The sequence below is a fragment of the Paenibacillus sp. FW507-14B1B genome (assembly GCF_058781425.1).
In genome coordinates, this window is the sequence record NZ_JBYSWS010000001.1 from 1,390,868 (window position 1) to 1,415,833 (window position 24,966).

General features: G+C 43.6%; 26 protein-coding genes and 1 tRNA gene. 9 read left to right on the plus strand and 18 right to left on the minus strand.

The genetic code is table 11. The features are described from left to right. Positions 1-117 precede the first annotated feature (117 nt). Entirely contained in the window at positions 118-540 is a 423-nt protein-coding gene (locus tag AC3WJJ_RS06695; RefSeq protein ID WP_492539068.1) for a CoA-binding protein, read from the minus strand. A 60-nt stretch (positions 541-600) separates the two neighbouring features. Beyond that, positions 601-1,893, minus strand: a complete 1,293-nt coding sequence (aroA, locus tag AC3WJJ_RS06700; RefSeq protein ID WP_492539070.1) for a 3-phosphoshikimate 1-carboxyvinyltransferase — start codon at positions 1,891-1,893, stop codon at positions 601-603. 149 nt (positions 1,894-2,042) lie between these two features. Here aroA and AC3WJJ_RS06705 point away from each other — a divergent pair, with 149 nt between their 5' ends. After that, positions 2,043-2,348 carry a rhodanese-like domain-containing protein gene (locus AC3WJJ_RS06705; protein WP_492539071.1) on the plus strand — a complete coding sequence of 102 codons (306 nt, stop codon included), beginning with the start codon at positions 2,043-2,045 and terminating at the stop codon, positions 2,346-2,348. 85 nt (positions 2,349-2,433) lie between these two features. On the opposite strand, the gene AC3WJJ_RS06710 is transcribed toward AC3WJJ_RS06705, so the two are convergent. Next, positions 2,434-2,946 (minus strand): shikimate kinase, encoded by a 513-nt coding sequence (locus tag AC3WJJ_RS06710; RefSeq protein WP_492539072.1) that lies wholly within the window; start codon positions 2,944-2,946, stop codon positions 2,434-2,436. Between the two features lie 210 nt (positions 2,947-3,156). Between AC3WJJ_RS06710 and AC3WJJ_RS06715 the strand changes: the two genes are divergently transcribed. Further along, positions 3,157-3,465, plus strand: coding sequence for a hypothetical protein (locus AC3WJJ_RS06715; protein WP_492539073.1), 309 nt, complete (start codon positions 3,157-3,159; stop codon positions 3,463-3,465). Here the strand turns inward: AC3WJJ_RS06715 and gnd are convergent. After that, positions 3,449-4,858 (minus strand): NADP-dependent phosphogluconate dehydrogenase, encoded by a 1,410-nt coding sequence (gene gnd, locus AC3WJJ_RS06720; protein WP_492539075.1) that lies wholly within the window; start codon positions 4,856-4,858, stop codon positions 3,449-3,451. The two genes, AC3WJJ_RS06715 and gnd, sit on opposite strands and share 17 nt — an antisense overlap. A 197-nt stretch (positions 4,859-5,055) precedes the next feature. Then, positions 5,056-5,652 carry a YkzI domain-containing protein gene (locus tag AC3WJJ_RS06725; RefSeq protein WP_492539077.1) on the minus strand — a complete coding sequence of 199 codons (597 nt, stop codon included), beginning with the start codon at positions 5,650-5,652 and terminating at the stop codon, positions 5,056-5,058. A 271-nt stretch (positions 5,653-5,923) separates the two neighbouring features. Here AC3WJJ_RS06725 and AC3WJJ_RS06730 point away from each other — a divergent pair, with 271 nt between their 5' ends. Continuing rightward, complete coding sequence (locus AC3WJJ_RS06730) at positions 5,924-6,547, plus strand: YktB family protein (RefSeq protein ID WP_492539079.1); 624 nt, start codon at positions 5,924-5,926, stop codon at positions 6,545-6,547. Positions 6,548-6,613: 66 nt separating this feature from the next. On the opposite strand, the gene AC3WJJ_RS06735 is transcribed toward AC3WJJ_RS06730, so the two are convergent. After that, positions 6,614-7,909 (minus strand): MFS transporter, encoded by a 1,296-nt coding sequence (locus AC3WJJ_RS06735; protein WP_492539081.1) that lies wholly within the window; start codon positions 7,907-7,909, stop codon positions 6,614-6,616. A gap of 186 nt (positions 7,910-8,095) precedes the next feature. Between AC3WJJ_RS06735 and AC3WJJ_RS06740 the strand changes: the two genes are divergently transcribed. Continuing rightward, the gene (locus AC3WJJ_RS06740; RefSeq protein ID WP_492539083.1) at positions 8,096-9,571 is read left to right on the plus strand and encodes an aminotransferase class I/II-fold pyridoxal phosphate-dependent enzyme; all 1,476 of its coding nucleotides are present in this window, start codon (positions 8,096-8,098) and stop codon (positions 9,569-9,571) included. Between the two features lie 64 nt (positions 9,572-9,635). Here the strand turns inward: AC3WJJ_RS06740 and AC3WJJ_RS06745 are convergent, their stop codons facing one another. Together AC3WJJ_RS06745 and AC3WJJ_RS06750 are read right to left on the minus strand one after the other, a co-directional pair. Then, a complete protein-coding gene (locus tag AC3WJJ_RS06745; protein WP_422660444.1) occupies positions 9,636-9,953 on the minus strand; it encodes a DUF1292 domain-containing protein in 318 nt (105 codons plus the stop codon). 87 nt (positions 9,954-10,040) lie between these two features. Continuing rightward, entirely contained in the window at positions 10,041-10,598 is a 558-nt protein-coding gene (locus AC3WJJ_RS06750; protein WP_492539617.1) for a stalk domain-containing protein, read from the minus strand. A gap of 246 nt (positions 10,599-10,844) precedes the next feature. Here AC3WJJ_RS06750 and AC3WJJ_RS06755 point away from each other — a divergent pair, with 246 nt between their 5' ends. Both AC3WJJ_RS06755 and AC3WJJ_RS06760 read left to right on the plus strand, forming a co-directional pair. After that, positions 10,845-11,582, plus strand: a complete 738-nt coding sequence (locus AC3WJJ_RS06755) for an MBL fold metallo-hydrolase (RefSeq protein ID WP_492539085.1) — start codon at positions 10,845-10,847, stop codon at positions 11,580-11,582. 74 nt (positions 11,583-11,656) lie between these two features. Further along, entirely contained in the window at positions 11,657-11,893 is a 237-nt protein-coding gene (locus AC3WJJ_RS06760; RefSeq protein ID WP_492539087.1) for a DUF3892 domain-containing protein, read from the plus strand. 84 nt (positions 11,894-11,977) lie between these two features. Here the strand turns inward: AC3WJJ_RS06760 and AC3WJJ_RS06765 are convergent, their stop codons facing one another. Both AC3WJJ_RS06765 and AC3WJJ_RS06770 read right to left on the minus strand, forming a co-directional pair. Then, a complete protein-coding gene (locus tag AC3WJJ_RS06765; protein ID WP_492539089.1) occupies positions 11,978-12,421 on the minus strand; it encodes a GNAT family N-acetyltransferase in 444 nt (147 codons plus the stop codon). 309 nt (positions 12,422-12,730) lie between these two features. Further along, on the minus strand, positions 12,731-12,994 hold the full coding sequence (locus AC3WJJ_RS06770; RefSeq protein WP_492539091.1) for a hypothetical protein: 264 nt from the start codon (positions 12,992-12,994) through the stop codon (positions 12,731-12,733). Between the two features lie 142 nt (positions 12,995-13,136). Between AC3WJJ_RS06770 and AC3WJJ_RS06775 the strand changes: the two genes are divergently transcribed. After that, positions 13,137-13,209: transfer RNA gene (locus tag AC3WJJ_RS06775), tRNA-Val, on the plus strand. A 420-nt stretch (positions 13,210-13,629) separates the two neighbouring features. On the opposite strand, the gene AC3WJJ_RS06780 is transcribed toward AC3WJJ_RS06775, so the two are convergent. Next, positions 13,630-14,370 carry an N-acetylmuramoyl-L-alanine amidase gene (locus tag AC3WJJ_RS06780; protein WP_492539093.1) on the minus strand — a complete coding sequence of 247 codons (741 nt, stop codon included), beginning with the start codon at positions 14,368-14,370 and terminating at the stop codon, positions 13,630-13,632. A 663-nt stretch (positions 14,371-15,033) separates the two neighbouring features. Between AC3WJJ_RS06780 and AC3WJJ_RS06785 the strand changes: the two genes are divergently transcribed. After that, on the plus strand, positions 15,034-15,189 hold the full coding sequence (locus AC3WJJ_RS06785; protein ID WP_422660436.1) for a hypothetical protein: 156 nt from the start codon (positions 15,034-15,036) through the stop codon (positions 15,187-15,189). A gap of 260 nt (positions 15,190-15,449) precedes the next feature. Beyond that, the gene (locus AC3WJJ_RS06790; protein WP_422660435.1) at positions 15,450-15,965 is read left to right on the plus strand and encodes a L,D-transpeptidase; all 516 of its coding nucleotides are present in this window, start codon (positions 15,450-15,452) and stop codon (positions 15,963-15,965) included. Between the two features lie 96 nt (positions 15,966-16,061). Here AC3WJJ_RS06790 and nagA read toward each other — a convergent pair whose 3' ends face one another. From nagA to AC3WJJ_RS06825, 7 genes are all read right to left on the minus strand, one after another. Further along, a complete protein-coding gene (gene nagA / locus AC3WJJ_RS06795; protein ID WP_492539096.1) occupies positions 16,062-17,282 on the minus strand; it encodes an N-acetylglucosamine-6-phosphate deacetylase in 1,221 nt (406 codons plus the stop codon). After that, a complete protein-coding gene (locus AC3WJJ_RS06800; RefSeq protein WP_492539098.1) occupies positions 17,273-18,253 on the minus strand; it encodes a 1-phosphofructokinase family hexose kinase in 981 nt (326 codons plus the stop codon). The genes nagA and AC3WJJ_RS06800 overlap by 10 nt, the downstream gene beginning before the upstream one ends. Beyond that, positions 18,250-19,119, minus strand: coding sequence for a class II fructose-1,6-bisphosphate aldolase (fba, locus tag AC3WJJ_RS06805; RefSeq protein WP_492539100.1), 870 nt, complete (start codon positions 19,117-19,119; stop codon positions 18,250-18,252). Before fba ends, AC3WJJ_RS06800 begins: the two co-directional genes overlap by 4 nt. Positions 19,120-19,147: 28 nt before the next feature. After that, positions 19,148-20,119, minus strand: coding sequence for an ROK family protein (locus AC3WJJ_RS06810; RefSeq protein ID WP_492539103.1), 972 nt, complete (start codon positions 20,117-20,119; stop codon positions 19,148-19,150). 21 nt (positions 20,120-20,140) lie between these two features. Then, entirely contained in the window at positions 20,141-20,923 is a 783-nt protein-coding gene (locus tag AC3WJJ_RS06815) for a DeoR/GlpR family DNA-binding transcription regulator (protein WP_492539105.1), read from the minus strand. Between the two features lie 78 nt (positions 20,924-21,001). Continuing rightward, entirely contained in the window at positions 21,002-22,051 is a 1,050-nt protein-coding gene (locus tag AC3WJJ_RS06820; protein ID WP_492539107.1) for an SIS domain-containing protein, read from the minus strand. 172 nt (positions 22,052-22,223) lie between these two features. Next, positions 22,224-24,947 carry an alpha-mannosidase gene (locus AC3WJJ_RS06825; protein WP_492539109.1) on the minus strand — a complete coding sequence of 908 codons (2,724 nt, stop codon included), beginning with the start codon at positions 24,945-24,947 and terminating at the stop codon, positions 22,224-22,226. Positions 24,948-24,966 lie beyond the last annotated feature (19 nt).

The window sequence follows — 24,966 nt, forward strand, 5'->3', positions numbered from 1 at the left end:
CCTTTCTATTCTAGATGGTAAGCGCTCAGCATGATTTTGTCAAAAGAATTGCCTAACAAAAAATAGGCAAGCTCTGAATGTCAGGGCTTGCCATAAACGAATACAATTTCGAACGGTTTATTTCTCGCGGAGAGCGATAGAATCCTCAACTTTAATACAGCGGTCCATAATTGCGATCATGCCATGGGCTTCTGCAATAGCCGCAGCTTCATCACTTATAATCCCTTGCTGAAGCCAGAGTACCTTAGCCCCAATCGCAGCAGCCTCCTCAGCAACCTCAGCACAATATTCACTACGTCTGAACACATTTACAATGCTAACAGCTTCTGGAATGTCCTTAAGGGATGCGTAGCACTTCTCTCCTAGAATCTCAGTAGCTTTCGGATTCACCGGTATAATCCGGTATCCACGGTTCTGCATCGCTTGTGCAACCATATATGAGGTTCGGTCCGTCCGATCTGATAAACCGACTACTGCAATATTTCCCGCATTCCGTAATATGTCTGCTATTTGCTCTCGTGAAGGATTTTCAAATGCCATCTTAAGCCCACCTTTCCGGGACTCATCCAAAAATGTTTACATGCGTTAGTCCCTTATTTATTATTGTACCCATTCCACATTCGCGCCAAGCGCCTTCAAATGGTCGAAATACTGCGGATAAGACTTAGCTACATGATGGGCATCTTTGATGAGTAATGGCTTCTCCGAACGTAAACCTACGACGGTTAGAGCCATGATGACCCGATGATCATAATGAGCGTTTATCTCAACGCCGCCTTCTACACCTTCAGGGCGACCATGAACGATGATCTCAGCCTGTTTTTCCTCAACATGTGCACCGGCTTTTCGAAGCTCGTTCAAATAGTCCGTAATCCGGTCACATTCTTTATAGCGTAAATTTTCCACATTGTAGAAACGAGAGGTCCCATCCGCGAACACTGCAGCAGCAACCATAGCCAGTACAGCATCAGTCGCTGTATCTCCATCAAATTCAAGCGCCTGCAATTTTCCATTTCCCTTCACATGAACGTCACCATTCTCATGCGTTAGAGGCACCTTCATCATCTGAAGTACATCAATAATCGCCCGCTCACCTTGTTTGCTATCTTCTGATAGATTGCGAATGGTCACATCAGATTGCGTAACTGCTGCTGCCGCTAGAACAGCTGCTGAACCTGGATAATCGCCTTGCACCGTATAGGTCTTCGCTTGGTAGGCCTGTCCGCCTGGCACACGGAATTGCGTGTAATCTTCAGAAGCATGTATCACGATACCAGCTTGTTCTAACACTTCAAGTGTCTGTCCGATGACTACCTTGGATTTCAGATCTCCTGTAACCGTAATTTCACTATCTTCAGTTAATAGTGGTGTTACGAACAGCAATGCACTTAAATACTGTGAGCTGACCTCACCGGATACAGTGATCTGTCCGCCCTTTGCTTGGCCTCCACGGATCGTTATCGGAAGTCGACCATTATTGTGCTCCACTTGTACACCTAACTGACCAAGCGCATCGATAAGATCATCATGAGGACGCTTTCCAAGGGAATCGGGGTATGTATTAACGAACGTTACTTCTTTCGAGAGCGATGTAATTCCCATTAGGAATCGAAGGACAGCTCCCGCATTTCCGACATTCAGCTCTCTCACATCTTTAGGTGAACGACCGAATCCTGTTATAACTGCTTTCTCTTCATCTTCTACAAGCGTCGCACCAAGATCTTGGATACAACGTCTCATTGCGTCACTGTCTTCACTGTGAGCTGGATAATAAATCGTGCTCTCCCCTTCAGCAAGAGCAGCAACAAGTAAATAACGGGTCGTGTAATTTTTGGAGGAAAGTGCTCCAATTTCTCCTTTTAATTCCGGTGTCGGCCTTACGATAACGTCCATGTATGTAATCTCTCCTTATTTATGATTTAAGCAAAGTCCTCTTCTTATCTTCCATAAGTACCATAGATAAATTGACAGGTAATTCTCCCCTTCGGTATCATGAAAGCATAGACGAAGGCTTAATAACTTCAGAAAAGAGGAACATTTCGATGAAACCTATTCCCCAGATTGAACCTTCCGAGCTTAGACGCCGGCTCCAAAACGGAGAAAACATCTACATGATTGATGTACGCGAAGATGATGAAGTCGCACAAGGTATGATTGCCGGTGCTAAACATATCCCGATGGGAGACATCCCTAGCCGATTAGATGAAATCCCTCGTGATACCGAGGTAATATTCATCTGTCGCAGCGGTGGACGCAGTCAACATGTATGTGATTTTTTGAGCCATCAAGGAATACAGAATGTTGTCAATATGACAGGTGGCATGCTTCAGTGGAATAACGAAGAATAGTTCCTATACGAACATTTTATTCTTCGCTACTTACAGAGGTGGGAATATTCCCACCTCTGTGTGCATCAGATATAGCAGTTGAAGCTTAGCCGCGGTAATGCGTTAAAATATGATGTGCTACTTCATGGGCGGAACAACCTGTTGTATCCACCGTCACATTCGCAAAGCGATAACAATCTTTACGCTCTTCCATAATCTTACTTACCCTGGCCTCTAGGTTCCCAGCCAACAGCGGACGGTTCCCATCACCACGGACTCGCTCGATGATTACGGACTCATCTGCCGTGAGGGCAACTACCCAGCCTTTACTGCTCATAAGCTCACAATTCTCTTGCCTTAGCACAGATCCGCCACCCGTAGCGATTACGAGCTTCTGACGCTCAAGAACTCTCTCGAGAACCGCCGACTCTGCGTTACGAAAAAAAGACTCACCTTCATCTTCAAAAATGGCTGGTATCGATTTCCCTACCGCTTTCTCAATTTCTGCATCCAGATCAACAAGTGTATAATTTAACTGCTGTGCGATAATACTCCCAGCTGTGCTCTTGCCTGTCCCCATCATACCAATCAGAATGATATTTCGGCCCGTTTGATTCATTTCCTCACCCCATTTGCACATTCAGCCTATTAAACTTTTTCATATCATACCACAGGCCCAAAAGATTGGACAATCCAGCTATTTAGCCTAAATGCGCCAAATGAGAGCTCCATATATATTTCTACTCTACCAGTCTATCTTTTGATAAATTGCCATATAAATAGTAATAACCTTTGCAAGATTATGATGATCAGGAGTGATATGAAGACGATGTCTTACGACCAATTCACGAGGCCTGAACCACCAAAAAGACTCAGCATGATTCTAGATCCTTCGCACCCTCTATGCCGCGAAGATATTATCTGGGTTCTACATTATGTACAAAAAAAAGTGGCTTCGAAAGACCCAGCGCTACTGGACCTCTCAAAGCCACGATTACTACAAAGCTTCAGCAGATACTGCGAAGCTGCTATGCTACTTCTAGGCAACAAAGCGCACTTTCATGCCGATGATGATGACATTCGCGCATGTCTGCGTGATGTAGTTCACGGTTTAACGGATATTAATCCATCCAGTTAAAGTGGAATACGCCTTCTTTGTCCACACGTTTGAATGTATGAGCACCGAAGTAGTCACGCTGTGCTTGAAGCAGGTTTGCAGGAAGGTTCGCTGTACGGTAACTGTCGTAGTATGCGAGCGCACTTGCGAAGCCTGGTACCGGAATACCAAGAGTTACTGCAGAAGCAACAACTTTACGCCATGCATCTTGGTAGTTTTCGATGATTTCTTTGAAGAACGGATCCAGAAGCAAGTTTTTCAGTTCCGGATTGTTGTTGTATGCATCCGTGATGTTCTGAAGGAAACGGGAACGGATGATACAGCCCCCACGCCAGATTTTAGCAAGCTCACCATACTGAAGATCCCAGTTATATTCGTCAGATGCAACACGAAGCTGTGCGAAACCTTGAGCGTAGGAAACGATTTTGCTCGCAAACAACGCTTTGCGGACATTTTCGATAAATTCCGCTTTGTCGCCTGAGAAACTTTCCGTTTTTGGACCGTTCAAGATAGAGCTTGCTGCCACACGCTCCTCTTTCATTGCAGAAAGGAAACGGGAGAATACGGATTCTGTAATCATGGACAATGGAACGCCTAGATCCAAGGAGCTTTGGCTTGTCCATTTACCAGTACCTTTTTGACCAGCTGTATCTAAAATAAGATCAACCATCGGCTTACCTGTCTCTTCATCATATTTCGAGAAGATATCCGCTGTGATTTCGATTAGGTAGCTATCTAGCTCGCCTTTATTCCATTCGGAGAAAATAGCATGTAGTTCTTTAGCATCGAGTCCAAGTACATCTTTCATCAGATGATACGCTTCACAGATCAGCTGCATATCTCCATACTCAATGCCGTTGTGAACCATTTTCACATAGTGACCCGCACCGTCTGGACCAATATATGTACAGCAAGGCTCTTCGTTAATTTTTGCAGAAATTGCTGTTAAGATCGGTTGAACTAGTTCATAAGCACTCTTCTGTCCACCAGGCATGATAGAAGGACCTTTAAGCGCTCCTTCTTCTCCGCCAGATACACCAGCACCGATGAAACGGAAGCCTTTAGCTTCAAGCTCTTTGCTACGACGAACCGTATCTGGGAAGTAAGCATTACCTCCGTCGATAATGATATCACCTTGATCCAAATGTGGAAGAAGCTGCTCAATTGTACCGTCAGTAGCTTGTCCAGCTTGAACCATGATTAGAATCTTACGAGGAGTTTCAAGAGACTCCACAAATTCCTCGATGGAGAATGTTCCTTTGAGGTTTTTTCCTTCTGCTTCCTTCAACAGATCCTCCGTTTTTTGCGGAGAGCGGTTATATACGGAAACGGTGAAGCCTTTGCTCTCGATGTTTAGAGCCAAATTTTTACCCATTACAGCAAGGCCAATCACACCAATTTGTTGTTTTTCCATCTGGTTCTCCATCCTTTACTCCATTATATTTGTACGTAATTCATCCCTAGCATATTAACCGCGGATGACTCACAATACACCTATATTAACGTTTTTCCGCAGAGAAGTGAACCCCCTCACTTGAAAACTGACCGCGCGAAAACACCCCTGAACGTCTGAGGTGTTGTTCGTGCTTTTTAGTTTGTGCAGGAATCTGATTACCATTCAAGTCGTAATAACTCAAGCGAGAGCTCGTAGAGTCTTTTTTTGCAATCTGCAGCAACACTTTCATTTCCGGTTTGAATCGCCTCATACAGCTTCTCCAGCTCATCATCAACTTCAAGCCTGCATAGCAGTAATCGTCGTTCTCCTTCCTTCGACTCGAACAGACGAACCATCTCCTGCTCTGTCATGGGCGTTCCTTTCTGGTAGAGCACGCGCTGCCGGTACCCAGAAATTTCCACAAGGCGAATGACCTCTCCAAACAAAATATTCTCAATTAATATCTGCCTGTCTTTAAACCGCTTCACAACCGCATGTCCTCGCGTGTTCTCGATGAGCTTCTCCATCCATTCTGCAAGCTTCGGGTCCCTGATCATATAGTCACCGACCAGTTTATATCCGCTGCCTGTACGCTGGAAGCGTAGTTTTACAAGCTTTCGACCCGTCCGGATAGATATGACAAATTGGACGTCGTTCTCACTCCAATAAAGAGAATATCCTTCTTGGATCAATTCCTTAATTAAGTCCTGGATATGCCGGCGGTCAAACCGGAGTTCCAAATTGCAATACTCCACTTCCTCGCTCTTATTCACGGCACTCCCTCCTCAGTACTCCTTCTCCTATACTTATGCGGCTAAGATGATTTATTACGGTTGGACTTCTTTGACGTTGTCTTATCTATATCTTATACTTCATCTTATGTAACGGTAACTTGGTTTATTGACTATTTTTACCCTCTAATATTGAGGCCCAAACTTGAAGCCAGATGGATACCTAGGTATAATCTTTTCCACCTGAATTAAAGGCTTGAAAGGATTGTCCTCAACCACACGTTATGACTACTTACAGGGAGGCTGTTTCTATATGAGTTTTACCGGATTTACTGCAGATGACTTTGATGTTTTTAATGTTCCAGGGCTAGAGAACCGCATGGAAGTGCTTATCGAGCGTGTTCGTCCCAAGCTTGAGACTCTAGGTGCTGAGATCGCTCCTTACATATCCGCGGTATGTGGAGAAGAAATGTTCGTCCATGTTGCTAAGCACGCACGAAGAACGGTAAATCCACCGATTGACACTTGGGTGGCTTGGGCTGCGAACAAGCGAGGTTATAAAGCGTTACCGCATTTTGAGGTCGGTATGTTCGAATCGCATCTATTCATTATTTTTGCCATCATATATGAAAGTCCGAACAAGACGGTATTTGCAAGCAATCTAGAAAAGAAAATGTCCGATATAAAAGCTAAACTGCCTGATCAGTTCTATTGGTCCACCGATCATATGAGTCCGACCGGTACGCCGCATGCGGATATGGATCATGAGCGTATGGGTGCCCTCATTAATAAGCTAAAGCAGGTGAAAAAAGCCGAGGTCATGTGCGGCCTTCGTATTCCTCGTGAAGAAGCGGCTAAACTTAGTGGTGAACAACTGCTTGAAAAAGTTCAGGAGACGTTTGAAACGCTGCTTCCCCTGTACCGGATAGCATTTTAGACAAAACTTAAACAGCCTTAGCTCATTTGAGCTAAGGCTGTTTGTCCTATATTGAGCTGCATAGATTTAAGCCTTCGCGCGACTTGATTGAACCCCTGAACCGTGACGCCTGGATAGAAACAGATGAATGAAGAATAACGTTCCCATGACTATTCCGCTCGCAACAAATGGAGCACCATGACCGACTCCATCCCATAGCCATCCGGAAATAATTGGTCCGAACACCATCCCTGACCCCTGTAAAGTTAAGAAGAAGCCCCATACCGTTCCGCGCTCCCCCTTGGGAACTAAACTGGCAACAAAGGTGTTCCATGCTGGTAATATCATGGCGTAAGCAACACCAACAGCACATACTAGTCCGTACACAATTGGAAGTGATTTAAAAAGAGTAAATATACACAAGGTTATCGCACAGAGAAGGAATCCTGTATTCAAAAATGGTGTTGTCCCGAAACGGTCAATCAGTTTACCAGCTGGTATTAGTGCAAGAACGGTAATTCCACCCCCAACGATGAGCAGCAAGCTGTACTGATTCGGAGATACACCGAGTTCATTGCTAACATAGAGCGTCAATACGGGACTTAACAGCCCGATTACTGAAGACTGGAGGAATAGTGCAGGGTACACTAACCAGCTGACATTCAGCGTGGTCTTAACCTCATGAAGTGTAGCTTTCACGCTAGTCCTAAGCTTGTTCAAGCCATCCTTCAGTCGATTCCCTGTTAGTGCAGCAGTAGCTGAGACCTCTGCTTTTAACGCAATTTTCACCCTGCCAGGAAGCAATAACGCTGTTAGCACAAGTATAATGCCCGCACCAATCATGATTAAAAAAGCCGTCTGATAATTCTTCGATGTGTGTTCCATCACAAAATTCATGGTAATCGGGCCTACTCCCGTTCCAGCGAGAGCCGCTGTCTCCAAGGCCCCCATAGCTGTACCATTGCTGTTATTAGGCCCTGAGATTTCTGTAGCGCCTGTCATCGCGCAAGGCCACAACGGAGCTGTTCCTGTCCCAAGGATGAGACAGGCGAATGAAAGCCAGATCGGGCCATCGGTAAATGCAATGATAAGCACACCTAGAACGACCATGGTAAGTGCTACAGTCATCGTTGTCTTGAAGCCAAGGCGTTCCGCAATCCACCCCGCTGGACTGCGGAACAGGTTATCGCCTAAGTACTGCAGTGCAAAGGCAACACCGATCACCGTCCCAGATACGCCAAGAACATTTTTCATATATACTGGAAGAATCGCAACAAGTAGTGAACCCTTTATGAATTCGACCAAAAAAATAATCGCGAGCAATTCAAAGAAAAAAGGAGACATCAATCGGCGCTTATTCGCCGTGGAAATGACCTCAGTCATGGACTCACATCCTATCGCTCATACTGTAAAGCACTTATCTCTATTGTTTCCTGTTCTTAAAGAAGAAATGCCTCCAAATCATTTGCTTGCAATCCCCCTCTATTTTGCTATACTCAATTTTGTTTATATAAAACACAAATCGACAATCATAAACAATTCAGACACAGAAAGGTTGTGACAGCGTCCATGGACCATAGCCGTACTCCGCTATTCACCGCGCTTAAAGAACATGCGGCCAAGAATCCCGTACAGTTTCACATTCCGGGACATAAGAAAGGACTCGGTACAGATGCCGAATTCCGGGAATTCATAGGGGATAATGCACTTTCAATAGACTTAATTAATATTGCCCCATTGGACGACCTTCATCAACCGACGGGTGTTATTGCAGAAGCACAGCAACTTGCTGCCGATGCATTTGGTGCTGACTACACCTTTTTTAGTGTTCAAGGAACAAGCGGAGCGATCATGACCATGATCATGACAGTTTGTTCTCCAGGGGACAAAATTATCGTTCCTCGGAATATTCATAAATCCGTCATGTCCGCCATTATTTATTCAGGTGCTAAACCTGTATTTATATCGCCGGCACAAGACTCAAATATAGGAATCGACCACGGAATTACAATTAGCTCTGTGCGTAAAGCACTGAAAAGACATCCTGATGCGAAAGCTGTTCTCGTCATTAACCCTACCTATTTCGGGGTAAGTGCTAATCTGAAAGAAATTGTAGACCTTGCCCATAGCTTTAACGTCCCTGTATTGGTTGATGAGGCGCATGGTGTGCTGATACACTTCCATGAGGACCTCCCGATGTCAGCAATGCAAGCAGGTGCCGACATGGCTGCTACGAGTGTCCATAAGCTGGGTGGTTCCATGACTCAAAGCTCTGTCCTTAATGTGAATACGAAGAATGGTTATGTTAATCCTTTCCGGATCCAGACGATTATCAGTATGTTGACAACCACCTCAACCTCATACATTTTATTAGCATCGCTTGATACATCTCGTCGTAATCTAGCAGTGAACGGTCGTGAAATGGCTGCCAAAGCGATTGAGCTTGCACAATATGCTCGTTCTGCTATTAACGAAATCGAAGGATTATACTGTTTTGGTGAAGACATTCTTGGCGGAGAGGCCGCATACAGTTATGACCCTACTAAATTAACGATTCATGTACGCCATTTAGGTATTACCGGATATGAAACGGAAAACTGGTTACGTGAACATTACAATATTGAAGTCGAGCTTAGCGATATGTACAATATCTTGTGCTTAGTTACTCCAGGGGATACTTCTGAGTCCATTGAAATACTACTTACTGCGCTACGTGATATGTCCAAGACTTACAATAATGTAAATGAGATTAATGAACTTATCGTAAAAATCCCAGAGATTCCTCAGCTTTCCTTGATTCCAAGAGATGCTTTTTATGGAGATACGGAAGTCGTACCGTTCAAGGAATCTGCAGGACGGATTATTGCTGAATTCATCTATGTATATCCCCCAGGAATCCCCATCCTTCTGCCGGGTGAGGTAATCTCGCAGGATAATATCGATTATATTATCGACCATGTGGATGTGGGACTTCCTGTTAAAGGACCGGAAGATCGCAGTATTCAGAACGTCAAAGTAATCGTTGAAGCAGATCCAATATTCTAAAATAGGGACCAAACAGCAAAGACCCCAGTGTGGACGCACCGGGGTCTTTGCTGTTGAACAAATACTATTCTTGAGCTGCTACAAGCTCGTTATAAGCTGCTTCAACTGCATTCCATTCTTCTTCATCTTCGATATTGTAAAGAACCATTTCCTCGTTCTCTTCTTCCATACGAAGAATGACGCCATCTGCTCCTGGATTCTCACGCTCAAGAAGTAGTGCGTACAATTTCTCGCCGACATCAAATGTCTCTACGAGTACCATTTCTACATCATTGCCTTGCTCGTCCGTCAATGTAAGCACGAACTCTTCGTGTTCATGGTCGTGGTCATGATCGTGACCGCAGCCACAGTCAGCTCCGTGTTCATGTTTGTGATCGCTCATTAAAAAATACCTCACTTCAGTTAAATTATCATACTTCCGTATGGTAACACGGAAGAATAACTAGGTCAATTTACCAATGCTAATACCTTACTTCAGAACGGTGATTACTTTCTCAGCCACTTTCACAAAAGCCGAATCAGCGGAAGTTTTAATATAAAAACCGACGGAATATTTACCGATTGTGTTGAAATCGTAGGTGAAGTCATACGTTCGGAACCAGAAATTGTCACTGTTGTTATTTTTCATTTCCTGGGTTTGAATATCTTTCACTTTTCCGGAGGGGTCCGATATGGCCACTTTCACAGAATGTATATCTGCATTTAAAGTGTCGATCTGGCTAAATACATTAAATTTCAATTTGCCCCTGTTCACATTTCCGAATGCAGTATCCCCTTTAAACAGAAAAATATGTACGTTAGGTTTAATAATATCGACTCTACCGCTCTTTTTGTCCCAATTCACCGCGCCATCAATATCTCGAACCGGGATATATGTTTTGTTATCAATTAAGTACCCGCCATCTCTCAATTCCTTGCCATTCATCCATACTCGAACTTGTTCATTAAATGAATCTGCAAATAGCAGTGAGCTGCCACCGAGTAACGAAATTAATAAAGTGCAGGCTATTACCTTTTTCCATTTTATTTTCATATAAACAAACCTCCGTATACTTTTTCTAGTTGTTATATGGTTATACTACAAGCCAAAAAACAAAGTTGCGCAAAAAATTGAAATCACTGGCAATTTTTTGTTACTTATAGCATCGCTGGTTAGTTCCTTGGTTCTATATGACACTTTTTGATGAATACCCCGTGTAAATAAACATAGAATTCGTTAAAATATAGTTAATACCTATTACCTTACATATTAATCACCTGGAGGTTGAGTTCATTGAAGCTACAATTGCAAATGTTAGGTACTGGGAGTGCCTTCGCAAAAACATACTATAACAATAACGCGCTTATCTTTGATAAAAGCTTCACCCTTCTTCTGGATTGCGGTGTGACAGCACCTATGGCACTGCATCAATTAGGCCGCTCTTTCGAATCCGTTGATGCTGTTCTGATCACACACATTCATGCAGATCATGTTGGTGGACTGGAGGAATTAGCATTCAAGTTGAAAATGATGTACGATCGAAAACTTCCTTTATATATAGCAGAGACCCTCGTTAAACCTCTGTGGGACAACACCTTACGAGGTGGATTGTTTCAGGAAGGATATATCACCTGTCTTGAAGATATTTTTGATGTTCGTCCTTTGAAGGCAGGAGTTGCCGTGGATATCTCACCTGGCATACGAGCAGAGCTTATCCACACACAGCACATTCCGGGAAAAGATAGTTACTCCATTTACTTTAATGAACGTATTTTCTACAGTGCGGATATGATCTTCGCCCCTGGACTCCTCGCCCAATTAATAAATGAGCGCGGATGTGAGGTGATTTTGCATGAATGCCAGCTTGAAGGGCGAGGTGAGGTGCACACAACACTGCAGGAGCTCTTGAGCCTACCTGAGTACATCCAGCAGCAGATTTATCTTATGCATTACGGAGACAACATGCAGAACTACCTAGGTCAAACCCATGTCATGAAATTCCTTGAACAACATCGTCTTTATGAGCTTTGAAACTATATAATTTAAGAAATAATGAATAGAAATCCAATTGCCTCGGGGATATTATGTACGGGAGGCGATATCATATGAACCAAGATCAACAAGCAGAAGTCGTGGCCGTAAGAAAAAATGGTGATGGTGACATCATTCAATTAAAGCTAAACACAGGCAATGTCGTCGATTATAAAACGGCTCAGCAAATGGTCCAAAACAAAGAAATTAAAAATCTAAACGTATTCCGAGGACGAGATGATGAAATGCATCTACGGTCCAATGCGGATGGCGATCCTAGTAACAACTTGGATAATTTGCCGATATTCTAACTATCTCTTCATCATAGATGAAGTAATAAGCGTAAAAAGACCCCGAACTTCAAGTTCGGGGTCTTTTGATTATGCAATAAGATCTTATAGTTCTTTTTTCATCCGCACATGCGGAATACCAGCATCATCGAAAGGTTCATCCGAAATCGTAACGTAACCAAGTTTATTATAAAAACCTTCTGCTTGACACTGTGCATCCAATACAGAATATACAAGTTTCAGTTCCCGCGCCTGTGTTTCCATAGCCATTAACAGCACCCGGCCGAGTCCCTTGGAACGAAAATCTTGGCGTACGGCGATACGCTGCATTTTAGCAGAGTCTTTGTTGTAATATGTAACCCTGCCTGTAGCGGCATACTCTCCATCATATTTAATAAGTATATGAAAAGCATCAGCATCCAGCGTGTCATACTCATCGATCTCCAAGTCTGCTGGCACCTTCTGTTCCTGTACAAATACTTCCATACGAATATCCAGCGCTTCACGTAACTGTTCCTCTGTTGTCACATTTATGATCTCTGCTGCCATAATTAAACACCTCATCAATCAAAAAATTTCCTGCATATCTCGCCGGATCAAGTTGAATTATTATACAAAACTTTAGTTTTCTTGTATAGTAAAATCAAATTAGCTTAATTTGGAAAGGGGCTGCTGGGCATCGGTATTGGAGGAACGATTTTTTGGGCAATCATCATATCCGTAATATTGATTTATCCCATGTTCTATACCATCAAAAAAGGCTATTCCCGAAAATGGGATGAGGAATAAGAAACATACCAAGAACCGTCAACCCTATATGGTCGACGGTTTTTCAAATATATATTCTACCTTTGCTGATTAATGCACTACGTCTTGTAAATGATCTTCCATCTCCAAAGAAGGCTCTGGAATGATTTTTTCTCCACGTCTTCCATCAGATGAGTAAACATCCTTCTCTACTGAACGTTCATACACATGGATCATCACTGGCGATGTCGGCTGATTGATATTCTCAGACTCCACAGTTCTTGAAGGTATGCTGCAGCCGCTAAATAAGAGGACAGACAATAATATAGTGCAAATCCTTATTACACCGTCTCCAAGATGCTTAATTACACACATGTTATCTTCGCTCCTTATGGAAAATCATGCTTTCCATAGTGTGAACCGGAACTTCTCATTTTATAACGAGAAAACAATTGACACCCCATAGGGGCAGCTGATAATATATGTAATATCTTTACTTAACAACATATTTCTTTTTGATCTGTTAGCTCAGCTGGGAGAGCACTATCTTGACAGGGTAGGGGTCAGTGGTTCGAGCCCACTACAGATCATCATCGAGAACCCTTGTGGCGGAAGCTGCAAGGGTTCTCTCTTATTTTATACAATAATGAAGGAGACCCTTCTACAATGGAATTAAGAAGGTTCGTCGAGCTAACCCTTGCGATGGGATTATCATTATGAAAAATACACTTTTTTCATATTTACAACAGAGGAGCGGAGGAAGTGCTGGGATACTTCCTTATTCATATCCATTCCGTGAAATCTAGCGGAGTCATGTCTGGTGTTGCTGGCTTTAACATATTCGTACGCAGGTTATATATTTATCATTCTCTAATCATATCTAAATCTTTACGCAAAGAAGCCCCTCTAACCAGATTTAGAGGGGCTTCTACTATATAAAAAGGGGTATCTTTATAGTAATCTATAAAACTTAATGGGAGATTAAATAAACATTAGGGAAACATAAATGTTCATTTTCGTTCATCGATCAATTTCATCAAATTTTTACTTAACCGACTCATGACGATTGCAGCCTCTTCCCGTGTAATAGGTGCTCCTGGACGAGTACCATCAAAATACCCATTCGCTATTGCCTCTTCCCAAGCTTTCGCTGCCCATGGACTAACCACATGAATATCACGAACCGGCTCTGTTGCCTCTTTCTTTTTTAGCCCTAAATACTGGGCAATTCCAGAAACATGTCCATCCACAATGGCCTTAATCACCTCAGGTGTTTTTAGTTTCTGCGCATCTGAGGCAACATCGATAAACAGGTTTTCCGTCAAAATGGCAGGCATACTACTCTCTCTCACCATATGCAAATTTTTTGCTTTCTTACCGCGATCTATTATGCCAAGTGGTAATAATGCAGCCATGGTTTCTGCATGAACTATATTTTGAAGTGCAACCGATGGAGCCATTGCCGAGGTGTACCTATAGCTCTCAAAACCTCCTGCGCCACCGCCGGAATTACAATGAATAGAAACCAGTATATCAGCGCTTGCGTTGTTAGCAGCACTCGTACGCTCCGTAAGACTTAGATATACATCGGTAGAGCGTGACAGCATGACTTGTACATCTTCGTAACTTGATTCTAATCTTCTCTTCATATCATTCGCTACGGACAGAGCAATATCTTTTTCTTGTAGCCCATTGCCAACAGCACCTGGATCTTTCCCACCATGGCCGGCATCAATCCAAATCTTCTTCATTCACCTACAACTCCATTCTTGGCCTGCATAACAGCCTAGTATCTAAGAGCAACAGATACACCACACCCCATTCTCATAATTGCCATTGCTCCCTCCTTTCGCAATATGAGGTACTTTATTTTATTCTTCAAGTCTGTTAAGCCGTTTGTGCGATAGCACAAAAAAACACATCCGTTAACAGATGTGCCTTTTAGAGTAACGCGTATACGCTCCGTTATAACACAAAATAACACAAACAAAAAGCCCTACGGATCATCCGCAGGGCTTTGTATCGTGGGAAGCGATTTTATAGTCTAAGCAATCTTCCAATTGCTAGGGTATTTTACCTTTAAAGAACCGCCGAAGTCCCGACCGTCTTTTTCTTTTCCATTTCAGAGCGTTCATGGTGAATCAACAACCTTTCGGAATGCAATACTGTTTTCCGTGTGCTGAATGATTATTACCACTTCCCACTTATTCTTTATATAACCACATTTCAAACATGCGAATCAGATTTCTAAAAAATTTTTAGCGATTAGCGATTCCTTACAGCTTTTACTTACGATCGATCCCGTCCATGTTCTCACACGTCTGCAAAGTTCTAGAGTCATACCTGTATTCAATTTCTGCCATATGGGAAAACCTATCATGAATCGTAAACCAATACAAAAGGAGGATAAGCAAATGGACATTCATTCCAATGAATACAAAATTGCTTCACTAAGTGACGATGAACAGACTATAAATGCTATTAAAGCTGCGGAAGCAGCTATAGCCAGCCTTACAGGTAAAGAGGTTACGTTAATTGCTTATGAAAGAACAGACTCCTTAAAACAATAATAGGAATTTCATTTATCCTTTAGGCCTACAAGATTCTTAAGCCATCGATTACGGTGCCTGTCTTGTAAGCTTAAAGGTTTTTTCGTGTGAAAAAATTTGAAAATTAAATGTTTCCTTTTCATTACAAAGATCGTATATTATATGTCTCCGTTTCTTCCCATCTGCTGAATCATAAAAATACAAACTCTATCCCATTGTAAAGCAGTATAAAAAACGGCAACTTTCGAGTTCTCTCGCATATACTGGAATAGCGAAAAGAGGTGATTCAAATCTTCAAAGCGTTAACTCGTGTACTTATCTTCGCTTTACTTCTTGTGTTTGTCTTACCTATCGTCAAACCAGCTGACGCGGCAACTCAGAAGTTAGACAATAAATATGCAAAATACGCGCAATTTATTGTGATTGATAAGTCCACCAACAAACTCACTTACTATGAAAAAGGTAAAGCGATCAAGACGTTCTCAGTCGCCACAGGAAAAAAACCTTCCTACACCCCCGAAGGTCTATTCAAAATTCATGAGAAGACAAAAAACAGGCCTTACTATAAAGAAAAGATCAAGGGTGGTGATCCCAAGAACCCTCTTGGCGATCGATGGCTGGGCATCAATGTAAAGATTAATGGGAAAACAAGTTATGCCTACGCCATTCACGGTAACAACAATGAAGCTTCCATCGGTAAATACGTTTCAGAAGGCTGTATTCGAATGCATAATAAAGAAGTCCGCTGGTTATTTGATAAGGTTAAGATGAACACCCCTGTACTCATTCAAAAATAATACTTAAGAACTGCAAAAAAGCCAAACACCGCAATGTGTTTGGCTTTTTATATTCATAGTAAAATCATTTATTTCCAAGGAAATATAGTCTGTTGATTAAGAATGACTAGCATATACTCTTCTGCCACAAACCCAAGTCTCCTCAACCTGTCCTTCCGCACCGAGAAGCAGGAAATCTGCATCCTTGCCCGGAGACAAGGTACCTTTCTGGTCTAGACAACCAGCTTGTCGAGCAGGGTTTCGGGTATATGCAGGGAGTAATTCACCCAGCGGTAAACCCGTCCAGCTCCTCACATTTTGGAGGGACCGCTCTAGGCTAAGTGTACTACCCGCTAGACTTCCCGCTTTCCCATCTTCAAGACGAAGATAGGCGATCCCATCTATCATCATGGCCGGAAGACCTCCGAAGTCAAAAGTTCCATCCTTCATTCCAGCTTGACCGATGCAGTCTGTTACCATAACAACCCGCTCACAGCCTTTAGTTCTCAGAACATACTTAACCCATTCGGGGTGCACATGGATTCCATCAGCTATGAGCTCAACTGTGATCTCATCGAGCATCAAAGATGCGCCTGCAACTCCAGGTTCGCGGTGATGAAGAGGTCTCATCCCATTGAACAGATGCGTAGCGTGACTAGCACCCGACTGAACAATCTTCTGCACCGTCTCAAAATCAGCATCCGAATGACCCAAGGATACCGTCACACCTCGTTCCGTCAAAAAACGCGTACAGGCTTCAGCCTGAGGATGTTCCGGAGCAAGTGTAATTAATTTGAGCTGACCTTGGGATGCTTCCCAGTACTGTCTAAGCTCATCTAGGTCAACTTCACGGATATGTTCCGGATTCTGCGCGCCACATCTGATTGGGTTCAAATAAGGTCCCTCAAGATGAATACCAGCAATTTGTGCTCCTGGCATTCGCTGTAACGTGCATTCACCCGCTACTCGCACTGCTTCAAGCAACTCAGAGTGTCCTGCTGTAAGGGTCGTTGCCAGAAAAGAGGTTGTTCCCCGTGAAGCATGAAAAAGACTCATCCCTTCAAGGTCACTCTTCTTCCTTGACATGACGTCAAATCCACCACCACCATGTACGTGAACATCAACGAAACCAGGAATAACTGTACGTCCTGCTGCATCATACACGTGAACTAAAGAATTGCGAGAAGAGTTCTCCCATTCCTCAAGTGATAAGATGGCATGGACCTTGCCTCCACGGATTTGAAGAACACCACGTTTGAACCGTTCATGGCCTGAGATGATCTCACCATCAACAATGTCAAGATCGATACCGGAAGTATAATCATTAATCATTCCCATACATCTACCTCGATTTGTCCCATAATCCTTTCGTGATCGGCAGGCAATACACAGCCGGCTGTTGGATTAAGTACATTCGCACTGCCTGCAGCCGCAGCATAACGTAAACACTGCTCCACTGATTGATTACGGACATGTGCATAAGCAAAACCGGCTACAAAGGAATCCCCGCTTCCCACGGGATTAACCGCTTGAAGCTTCGGGATACGAATCCGGTACAGAACCCCATCTATACAAGCTAATGCTCCCATAGCACCTAAGGAGACGATTACTCTCGGAATTCCCGTATCCTTTGCAAGATTCTGAATGGCGGTACCGTAGTTCTGAAGCGCAAATTCGCCGACAACTTCAGTGTCATTGCTAATCTGTCCATTAGCGTTCAGCCATGGCTTAATTTCATCCTCATTCGGCTTAATAAAATCCGGTCTCCCCTTCATCCCTTCGACCAGCGGAGAACCGCTCGCATCCAGAAACACATCAACACCGTGAGAGGAACAAATTTCGATCAGCTCTGTATATAATTCCGGGCGGCATCCCTTTGGCATACTTCCAGAGATAATAATAAGTCCAGCTCGCTGAGCCAATTCCTCAATTTTCGCTTTCATCTTATTCTCATCTTCAGCAGTCAAGTGTGGTCCAGGCTCCAGCACCTCGGTAAATGAATGATTCAGCTCGTCTACAATGCTCAGACATACTCTCGATTCACCAGCCGTAGCCACGAAATCGGTATGTATGCCTTCCTCTTGCGCCGCCTTAGCAATAAACTGTCCGTTGTATCCAGCCGTGAAGCCGGTAGCTGTAACAGATTCATGCCCAAGCTGATGAAGAACTCTCGCAACATTAAGACCTTTACCTCCGGCAATCGCATGAACACGATCCACACGCATTACACTTCCGGTTGAGAATCCGTTCAAATAATACGTTTTATCAATTGCCGCATTTAATGTAACGGTGACGATATGGGTTTTCATTGCAGGTAATCCCTTGCTTTACCAAACGATCCACACAGGCGCATTTTTTCAATAGCTGCCTTCTTCAACGCTTCTTTAGCAGGCACCATATATTTACGAGGATCATTCTCCTCTGGATTCTGACTAAATACTTCTTTAATCGCATCAGAGAATACAATACGAAGTTCAGTTGCAACGTTCATCTTGGACATACCAAGCGTTACACAACGTCTTACTTGTTCTTCTGGAATACCAGATCCACCATGAAGTACCAATGGAACAGACACCTTGGAAGCAATCTTCTCAATTCGATCAAAATCAATGTTAGGCTCACCCTTGTAGATACCATGTGCTGTTCCGATCGCAGGGGCAAGTGTGTGCACACCTGTCAACTCTACAAAACGTGCACAATCGTCTGGGTCAGCAAGGAGTGCATGCTCATCATCGACAACGATATCATCCTCTACTCCACCAACTCGTCCTAGTTCTGCTTCAACATTGATACCAATTGCATTCGCTGCCTCAACCACTTTTTTGGTCATGGCAACATTCACATCGAACTGCTCATGAGAGGCATCAATCATAACCGAAGTATAACCAGCGCGAATGCACTGCATAATGATATTAAAATCAGAACAATGATCCAAATGAAGTGCGATAGGTACGCTTGATCTTTCTGATGCCACTAACGCAGCCTTAGCGATATAATCTGGGCCAAGATGCTTTACGGTCCCTACAGTGGATTGAATGATTAACGGCGATTGTGTTTCCTCAGCAGCCTCAACGACAGCTTGCAACATTTCTAGTGTATGGACGTTAAATGCTCCAATACAATATCCACCACGACGAGCAGTTTCTAATAAAGGCGTAGATGATACTAATGTCATAGTAAAGCCCTCCCATGTCGATCGTAAATTATGATTGATTTAGCTCATGACGCTGCTTTGCCTGCATTGCACTCCCAATAACCCCTGCATCATCACCAAGTGATGCAGTACGAATACTAACATGTTGCCTGTAATCAGGCAGTAGACGGGACATCATGGTTTGCCTTAGCGGTGTTAACAGCCTTTCCCCGGCGTTAGCCCCGCCTCCGCCTATAATAATAACCTCAGGGCTGAGGATATGTACGGCAGGCACAAGCGCCTTACCGAGCAATACTCCGGCATGGTTCATAATTTCTGTAGCAACGGCATCTCCTGCATCCATCGCTTTTGATATATCAGCAGCCGATAAATGCTGAAGCTGATCCTCAGGGAACCACTCCGCTAAAATCGTCTCTTTTCCTTCATTTATATAACGTTTGGCTTCGCGTACCATCCCTGAAGCTGAGGCTGATGCTTCCAGACATCCTTCAAATCCGCATCCACATAATGCCGACTCTCCATCCATGGGTCCGTGACCAATTTCTCCAGCTAAATTGAGATGTCCATAATGAAGATGTCCCCGGTTGACCATAGCCGATGCGATTCCGGTTCCTACAGTCAATCCAAGTACATAATCCACACCTTGACCTGCTCCATACACTGCCTCACCATAAACATACATTCTTACATCATTATCAATATACACAGGTAAGGAAGTTCGTCTCGATAGTTCAGCACTCAAGGGAACATCACGCCAGTTCAGATTCGCGGAATACGTTGCTACGCCACTCCAAGGATCTACGAGACCTGGGATACCGATACCGATTCCAGAAATCTGATCAGAGAGTCCTGCTCTGGCAGCCAATTCTACCGTCATTTGTGCCATTTTATCCAGCACTGATGAAGTACCGAGAGAAGCCTCTGTAGGCTTCTTCATCGAATCCATCACTTCACCCTTCTCGTTTACGATTCCGCAAACGATGTTGGTTCCCCCAACATCTATACCAATCCAGAAACTCATCGTTTCACCCCTTACGGATTGTCAATTTTGGGCTATATACAGGGTCGTATCCGCTTCTTTCATTGCGCTAACTAAGCTTTCCGGTGGTTCTCCATCTGTTATACACCCATATAGATCATTCAGATGAGCGACTGTAAACAGTGAGGCACGACCGATCTTCGTATGATCAAACACAGCAATCGTCTTGTCAGCACGACGCATAAGCATACGAGCTATATTCGCTTCAAGCTCGGAGTATGTGCTTACACCTCCCGCAGTGAAACCGTCAATTCCCATAAACATCAAATTGATGTTTATGGCATTCACCGTTTGTTCTGCTAGCGGTCCGCAAAGCTCAAAGCTTTTATTGCGCAACACTCCCCCAGTTAGGACGACTTGAAGATCACTATTCTCCGACAGCTCCATCGCTATATTCACCGCATTCGTTACAACGGTAATATTCTTCCGATGCTTGAGCTGCTGAGAAATAAGAAACGTAGTTGTCCCTCCCGTAAGTCCAATAACATCACCTTCTTGAACCAAAGAAGCGGCCAAGCTTGCGATAGCCATTTTTTCAGCATATAGAACTTGCTGTTTCTCAATAAAAGGAACCTCGTAAACCGAAGCTGGCTTCACATACATCGCTCCACCACCGACACGTCTGATTACACTGCCGGTCTGCTCCAATTCTTCGAGATCCCGCCGTGCTGTAGCTTCTGAACAGTTGAATGTCGTCATCAGCTCTTGAAGTGACATTTCACCTTTGATCGCCAGCGCACTCAGGATCTGGTTTTGTCTTTCTGCTTTCATACCAATACGAGCCATATCTTTCTCTTCCTCCTAGCTGGTGATTAAACGTTTGCCTCTTCATAGAGCTTTTGAACATTCCCCTGATCCGTAAAATTAGATTTTAACGACTTGTGTCAGGTTACGTGGTTCATCGGGATCGACACCTTTATTCACTGCTGTCCAAAAGCCCAAATACTGAAGAAGCGGTAAGTACATTACAGCGCGTGCTTCATCGCTAACGTCTGCGCCGCCAATTTCAAATACGGAGTCTGCAAATGCTGTATCTTCATCAACACGCGAAGTGAGGATAAGAACATGAGCTCCATATGCTTTCATCTCTTCTGCCACTTTTACCTCATAGGATCTTGCTGTTTCTGACAGAAGTAATATCACTAATGATCCAGGTTCAATAATAGACTTCGGACCATGTCTGAATTCGAGTGTTCCATAACTTTCAGTCCAAATGTAAGACATTTCTTTGATCTTAAGGCACGCCTCTTGAGCAATACCGAAATAACTACCCATACCTAAATAAATTGTTTTTGTAAAATGATTGTTATGAAGTAATTGCTGGGCAAAATCATCTGCTTCTTTAAGCTTTGCGCCTGCTTGTTCCATAACAGACTTCATTTCATTAGAATAACTGCCGTCTGCTGCCGCCGCAATAGCTGCTTGCATCATAAACGTCATACTTACGAATGATTTGGTCATCACGGTGCTTTTCTCTTTACCAAACGGAGATACAAGGCATTCTGTTTGCTTCGCCATGCCGCTATCCTCGTAACACGTAATACCGCATGTATCCCAATTCTCCAGCCCTTTCACCGAATCGATGGCTAGAATGACTTCCGTGGATTCTCCAGAACGTGATACACCTACTAAAAGCTTCTTTCCTCCTTTAGCTGAAGACTGATCTCTGAATAGGAAAATTTCAGAAGAAGGGAACGCACTAGCTGGTCTTCCAAGCCATAAGCGGAAAGTTGTAGCCATCGTCTGTGCTTGGTAATACGAAGAACCCGAACCTATAAATATTACCTCTTCGTACTCGGTATTTCCAATATATTTCTTGACCCAATCCTGCTGTTTCGCTAACTGTTCCCAAGCTGCTGCTATCGCTTCGCCTTGCTGTCCAATTTCTGGGTAAGTCAATTGTCCCTTTGTCATGAAAGAACTCTCCCCTCCGTGTTATAATGTTATATTAAATCACTATAATGATTTTTTCAATCATATTATGATGGTTTTCGTCAAACTTGATGATTTCAAACAATAAAAATAAAAAAGCCAGATTCCGCAATAAATGCAGAATCTGGCTTTTATTATCTAGTGTCATAGCTTATTAAGCTTTAACACCAACGGTTATGATTTCGTAAGGCTTCACAGGAAGCGAATACTCTCCTTCACCATTAAATGGTTGGAGTTCTCCTGGAATCTCAAGGATGGTAGATTTGTAAGCCTGAGCTCCGGAAAGATTTGACTGCAGTGCAAGTTCAACAGGAGCACCGCCCATGTTAAACCAGCGAAGCATCAAATCACCCGATTTACGGCTAACTTTGAGGGATGAGAAGGCAAGTTCATTACTCTCCCACTGGAATACTGATGCATTCGGAGTAACCGATCCCTCATGAATACCTGTCTGGCTAACAGTCCATGGAATCTGGAACTGATAGGCTTCTGCATAGGCACCAGATGCCATACCGTCACCACTGTGCGGGATAACTTCCATACGTACTGTGCTTTCACCCAGACACTGTGCTTCTGGTGTTGGGAAGTAGCCCCAGTCACCAAGTTCACCAACTGCACGAAGCAATGTTACAGCGATTGTATTACGTCCATCGCGAAGAACTTCGTACTCATTGAGTCCAAGGTTAGCTACAGTCAGTCCTGCACCATCACGGCTCACATCAACGAATGCTTGTTGATGAGCTGTATTACTTGGGTTCTCCCATTCTTTAGCGGGAACGTTGTTACGCTGAACGATTTCGAACATCGAATCTACACGGTGAGTCGCAGTTTCCAAGTCTGTTGGGAACAATGCACGCAAACGGTGATCCTTCGCCTGATTGTTGAAGCTAGCTTCGATCTCAACGCCTTTTCCTTCACGGTTCAGAGAGATGAGTGTACGGATTGACAATACAATCATTTCTTTTGAACGCTGCGTTTTACGATACGGGTAGTAGATCAGCTCACGCTGCTCTTCATCCAGCATAGTATCAGCAGAAGCAGGAATTTCCCACTCATGAATCACTTCTAGAGAAGCACGGAAAGGTGTATCTTCTATAATGCGAATTTTAGCATCCAGCCCTTTTGTAGTCAGCGTCTCTTCGCCTTCTGGCTGTTTAAACATATATTCATTACCGATATCGCCCGTATTCTCGTATACACCAAGATCACGGAATACTTGGCCGTTACGCTTGTCTGTCAATGTAAAGGATCCGTCCGTTGCAAGCTCTACTTTAAGATTCGCATTCTCAAGCGTACGATCTCCTGTGATCAAAGAATCTGCTGCAGCAGAAGCTGAACCTTTTACGAGTGCATACGTTTGGATACCTAGTGCAGCGATATCTTTAGCTTCAAAAGTCAGCTTCACTCTACGGCACATATATGGTTGACGGAACTTGTCATCTGGAAGGTCATATCCAAATTGAAGTCCGAGATCTTCAATTGTAAATGCAACCGCGTTGCCTTCGTTATCCACAACCGTACGTCCTGAAAGATCGATATCTTTCATACGCTGGCTTGTTTCTTTCAGGGAATACCCATCGCGGAAGTATAGACGTTCAGCATCCAATTCAACAGTCACTGTTCCACTACGCTTCCAGCCCGTTGTGTTGAACACAACGAAAGGTACAGCATCGTCGCCATATTTAGCGAAAGAAGATGTATCTACAGCTTCTGCAATCGCCTTCTTACTGTCATCGATAATCGATTCAGCTACATGACGGCTCTTATCGAAACGGGTAACCATTTCGCGGTGAACCTCATCCACACTGCAACCACAAATACTGTCATGCGGATGGTTCTGCATCAATGTCTTCCATGCATAAGTAAAGAGGTGATGCGGGTATTCTTGACCAACTAGACTTGCGAAAGAAGCAAGTGGCTCGGCCACTTTCTCAAGGATGCTCTGACCCGTCTGATTCATTTGTTTCAAGTACACACGAGCCGAAGCCGTATTTACTAGAGTTCCCCATCCATCTGTACGCTGGCTTCTAAGCTCGCCTTGGACAGAAGAGAGGTCTTTGCTCAAGCTTTTCTTCACATCTACCAAGTAATCCTCAAAGTTAGAGTGAACAAACTCGGTGTCCGGATGAATTTTTTTCGCTGTTTGAATCGCTTCTGGAAGATCGCATTGAATTGGCTGATGGTCACATCCGTTCATATAGAGCAGTTGCTCTGTAGATGCATACTTCTCAGCATCTGCAAGCTTTCTTTCCCAGTAAGCTTTAGCTTCTTCTTCGTCTACAGGTACTTCGTTACCGTTACTGTACCAGTTCGCGAATAGGATGCCGAGTACTTTGGAGCCGTCTGGACCTTCCCAAATCAACTCAGAGAAAGAAGACTCAAAGTCTCCATCCGATACCGTGTTATTAAAGCCCGTTGGCTTCACGCCACGACCAAAGAAAGCATTGTCGATTCCGGATTGCAGCATCAATTGAGGTGTTTGACCTACAAGGCCAAAAGTATCAGGGAAGTATCCGATTTTAGATATCGTTCCATAACTCTCTGCATCCTGATGTCCAATCTGCATGTTACGTACATTCGCTTCGCTGCTAGTCAAGAATGCATCCTGCAAAATATACCACGGACCGATCTGTATACGTCCGTCATGAATAAGCTTTTCAAGTTGCTCTTTCTTCTCAGGACGTACTTGCAGATAATCTTCCAAGATGATGGTTTGTCCATCTAAGAAGAAATAACGATACTCTGCATCTTTCTCCATTGTTTCAAGCAATTGATCCATCAACTGAATGAGACGTACATGATGTTTCTCATAAGGTAAATACCACTCTCGATCCCAGTGCGTATGAGAGATGATATGAGCTTTTCTTGATTCAGTCATAGTTGTCGACTCCCTGCTT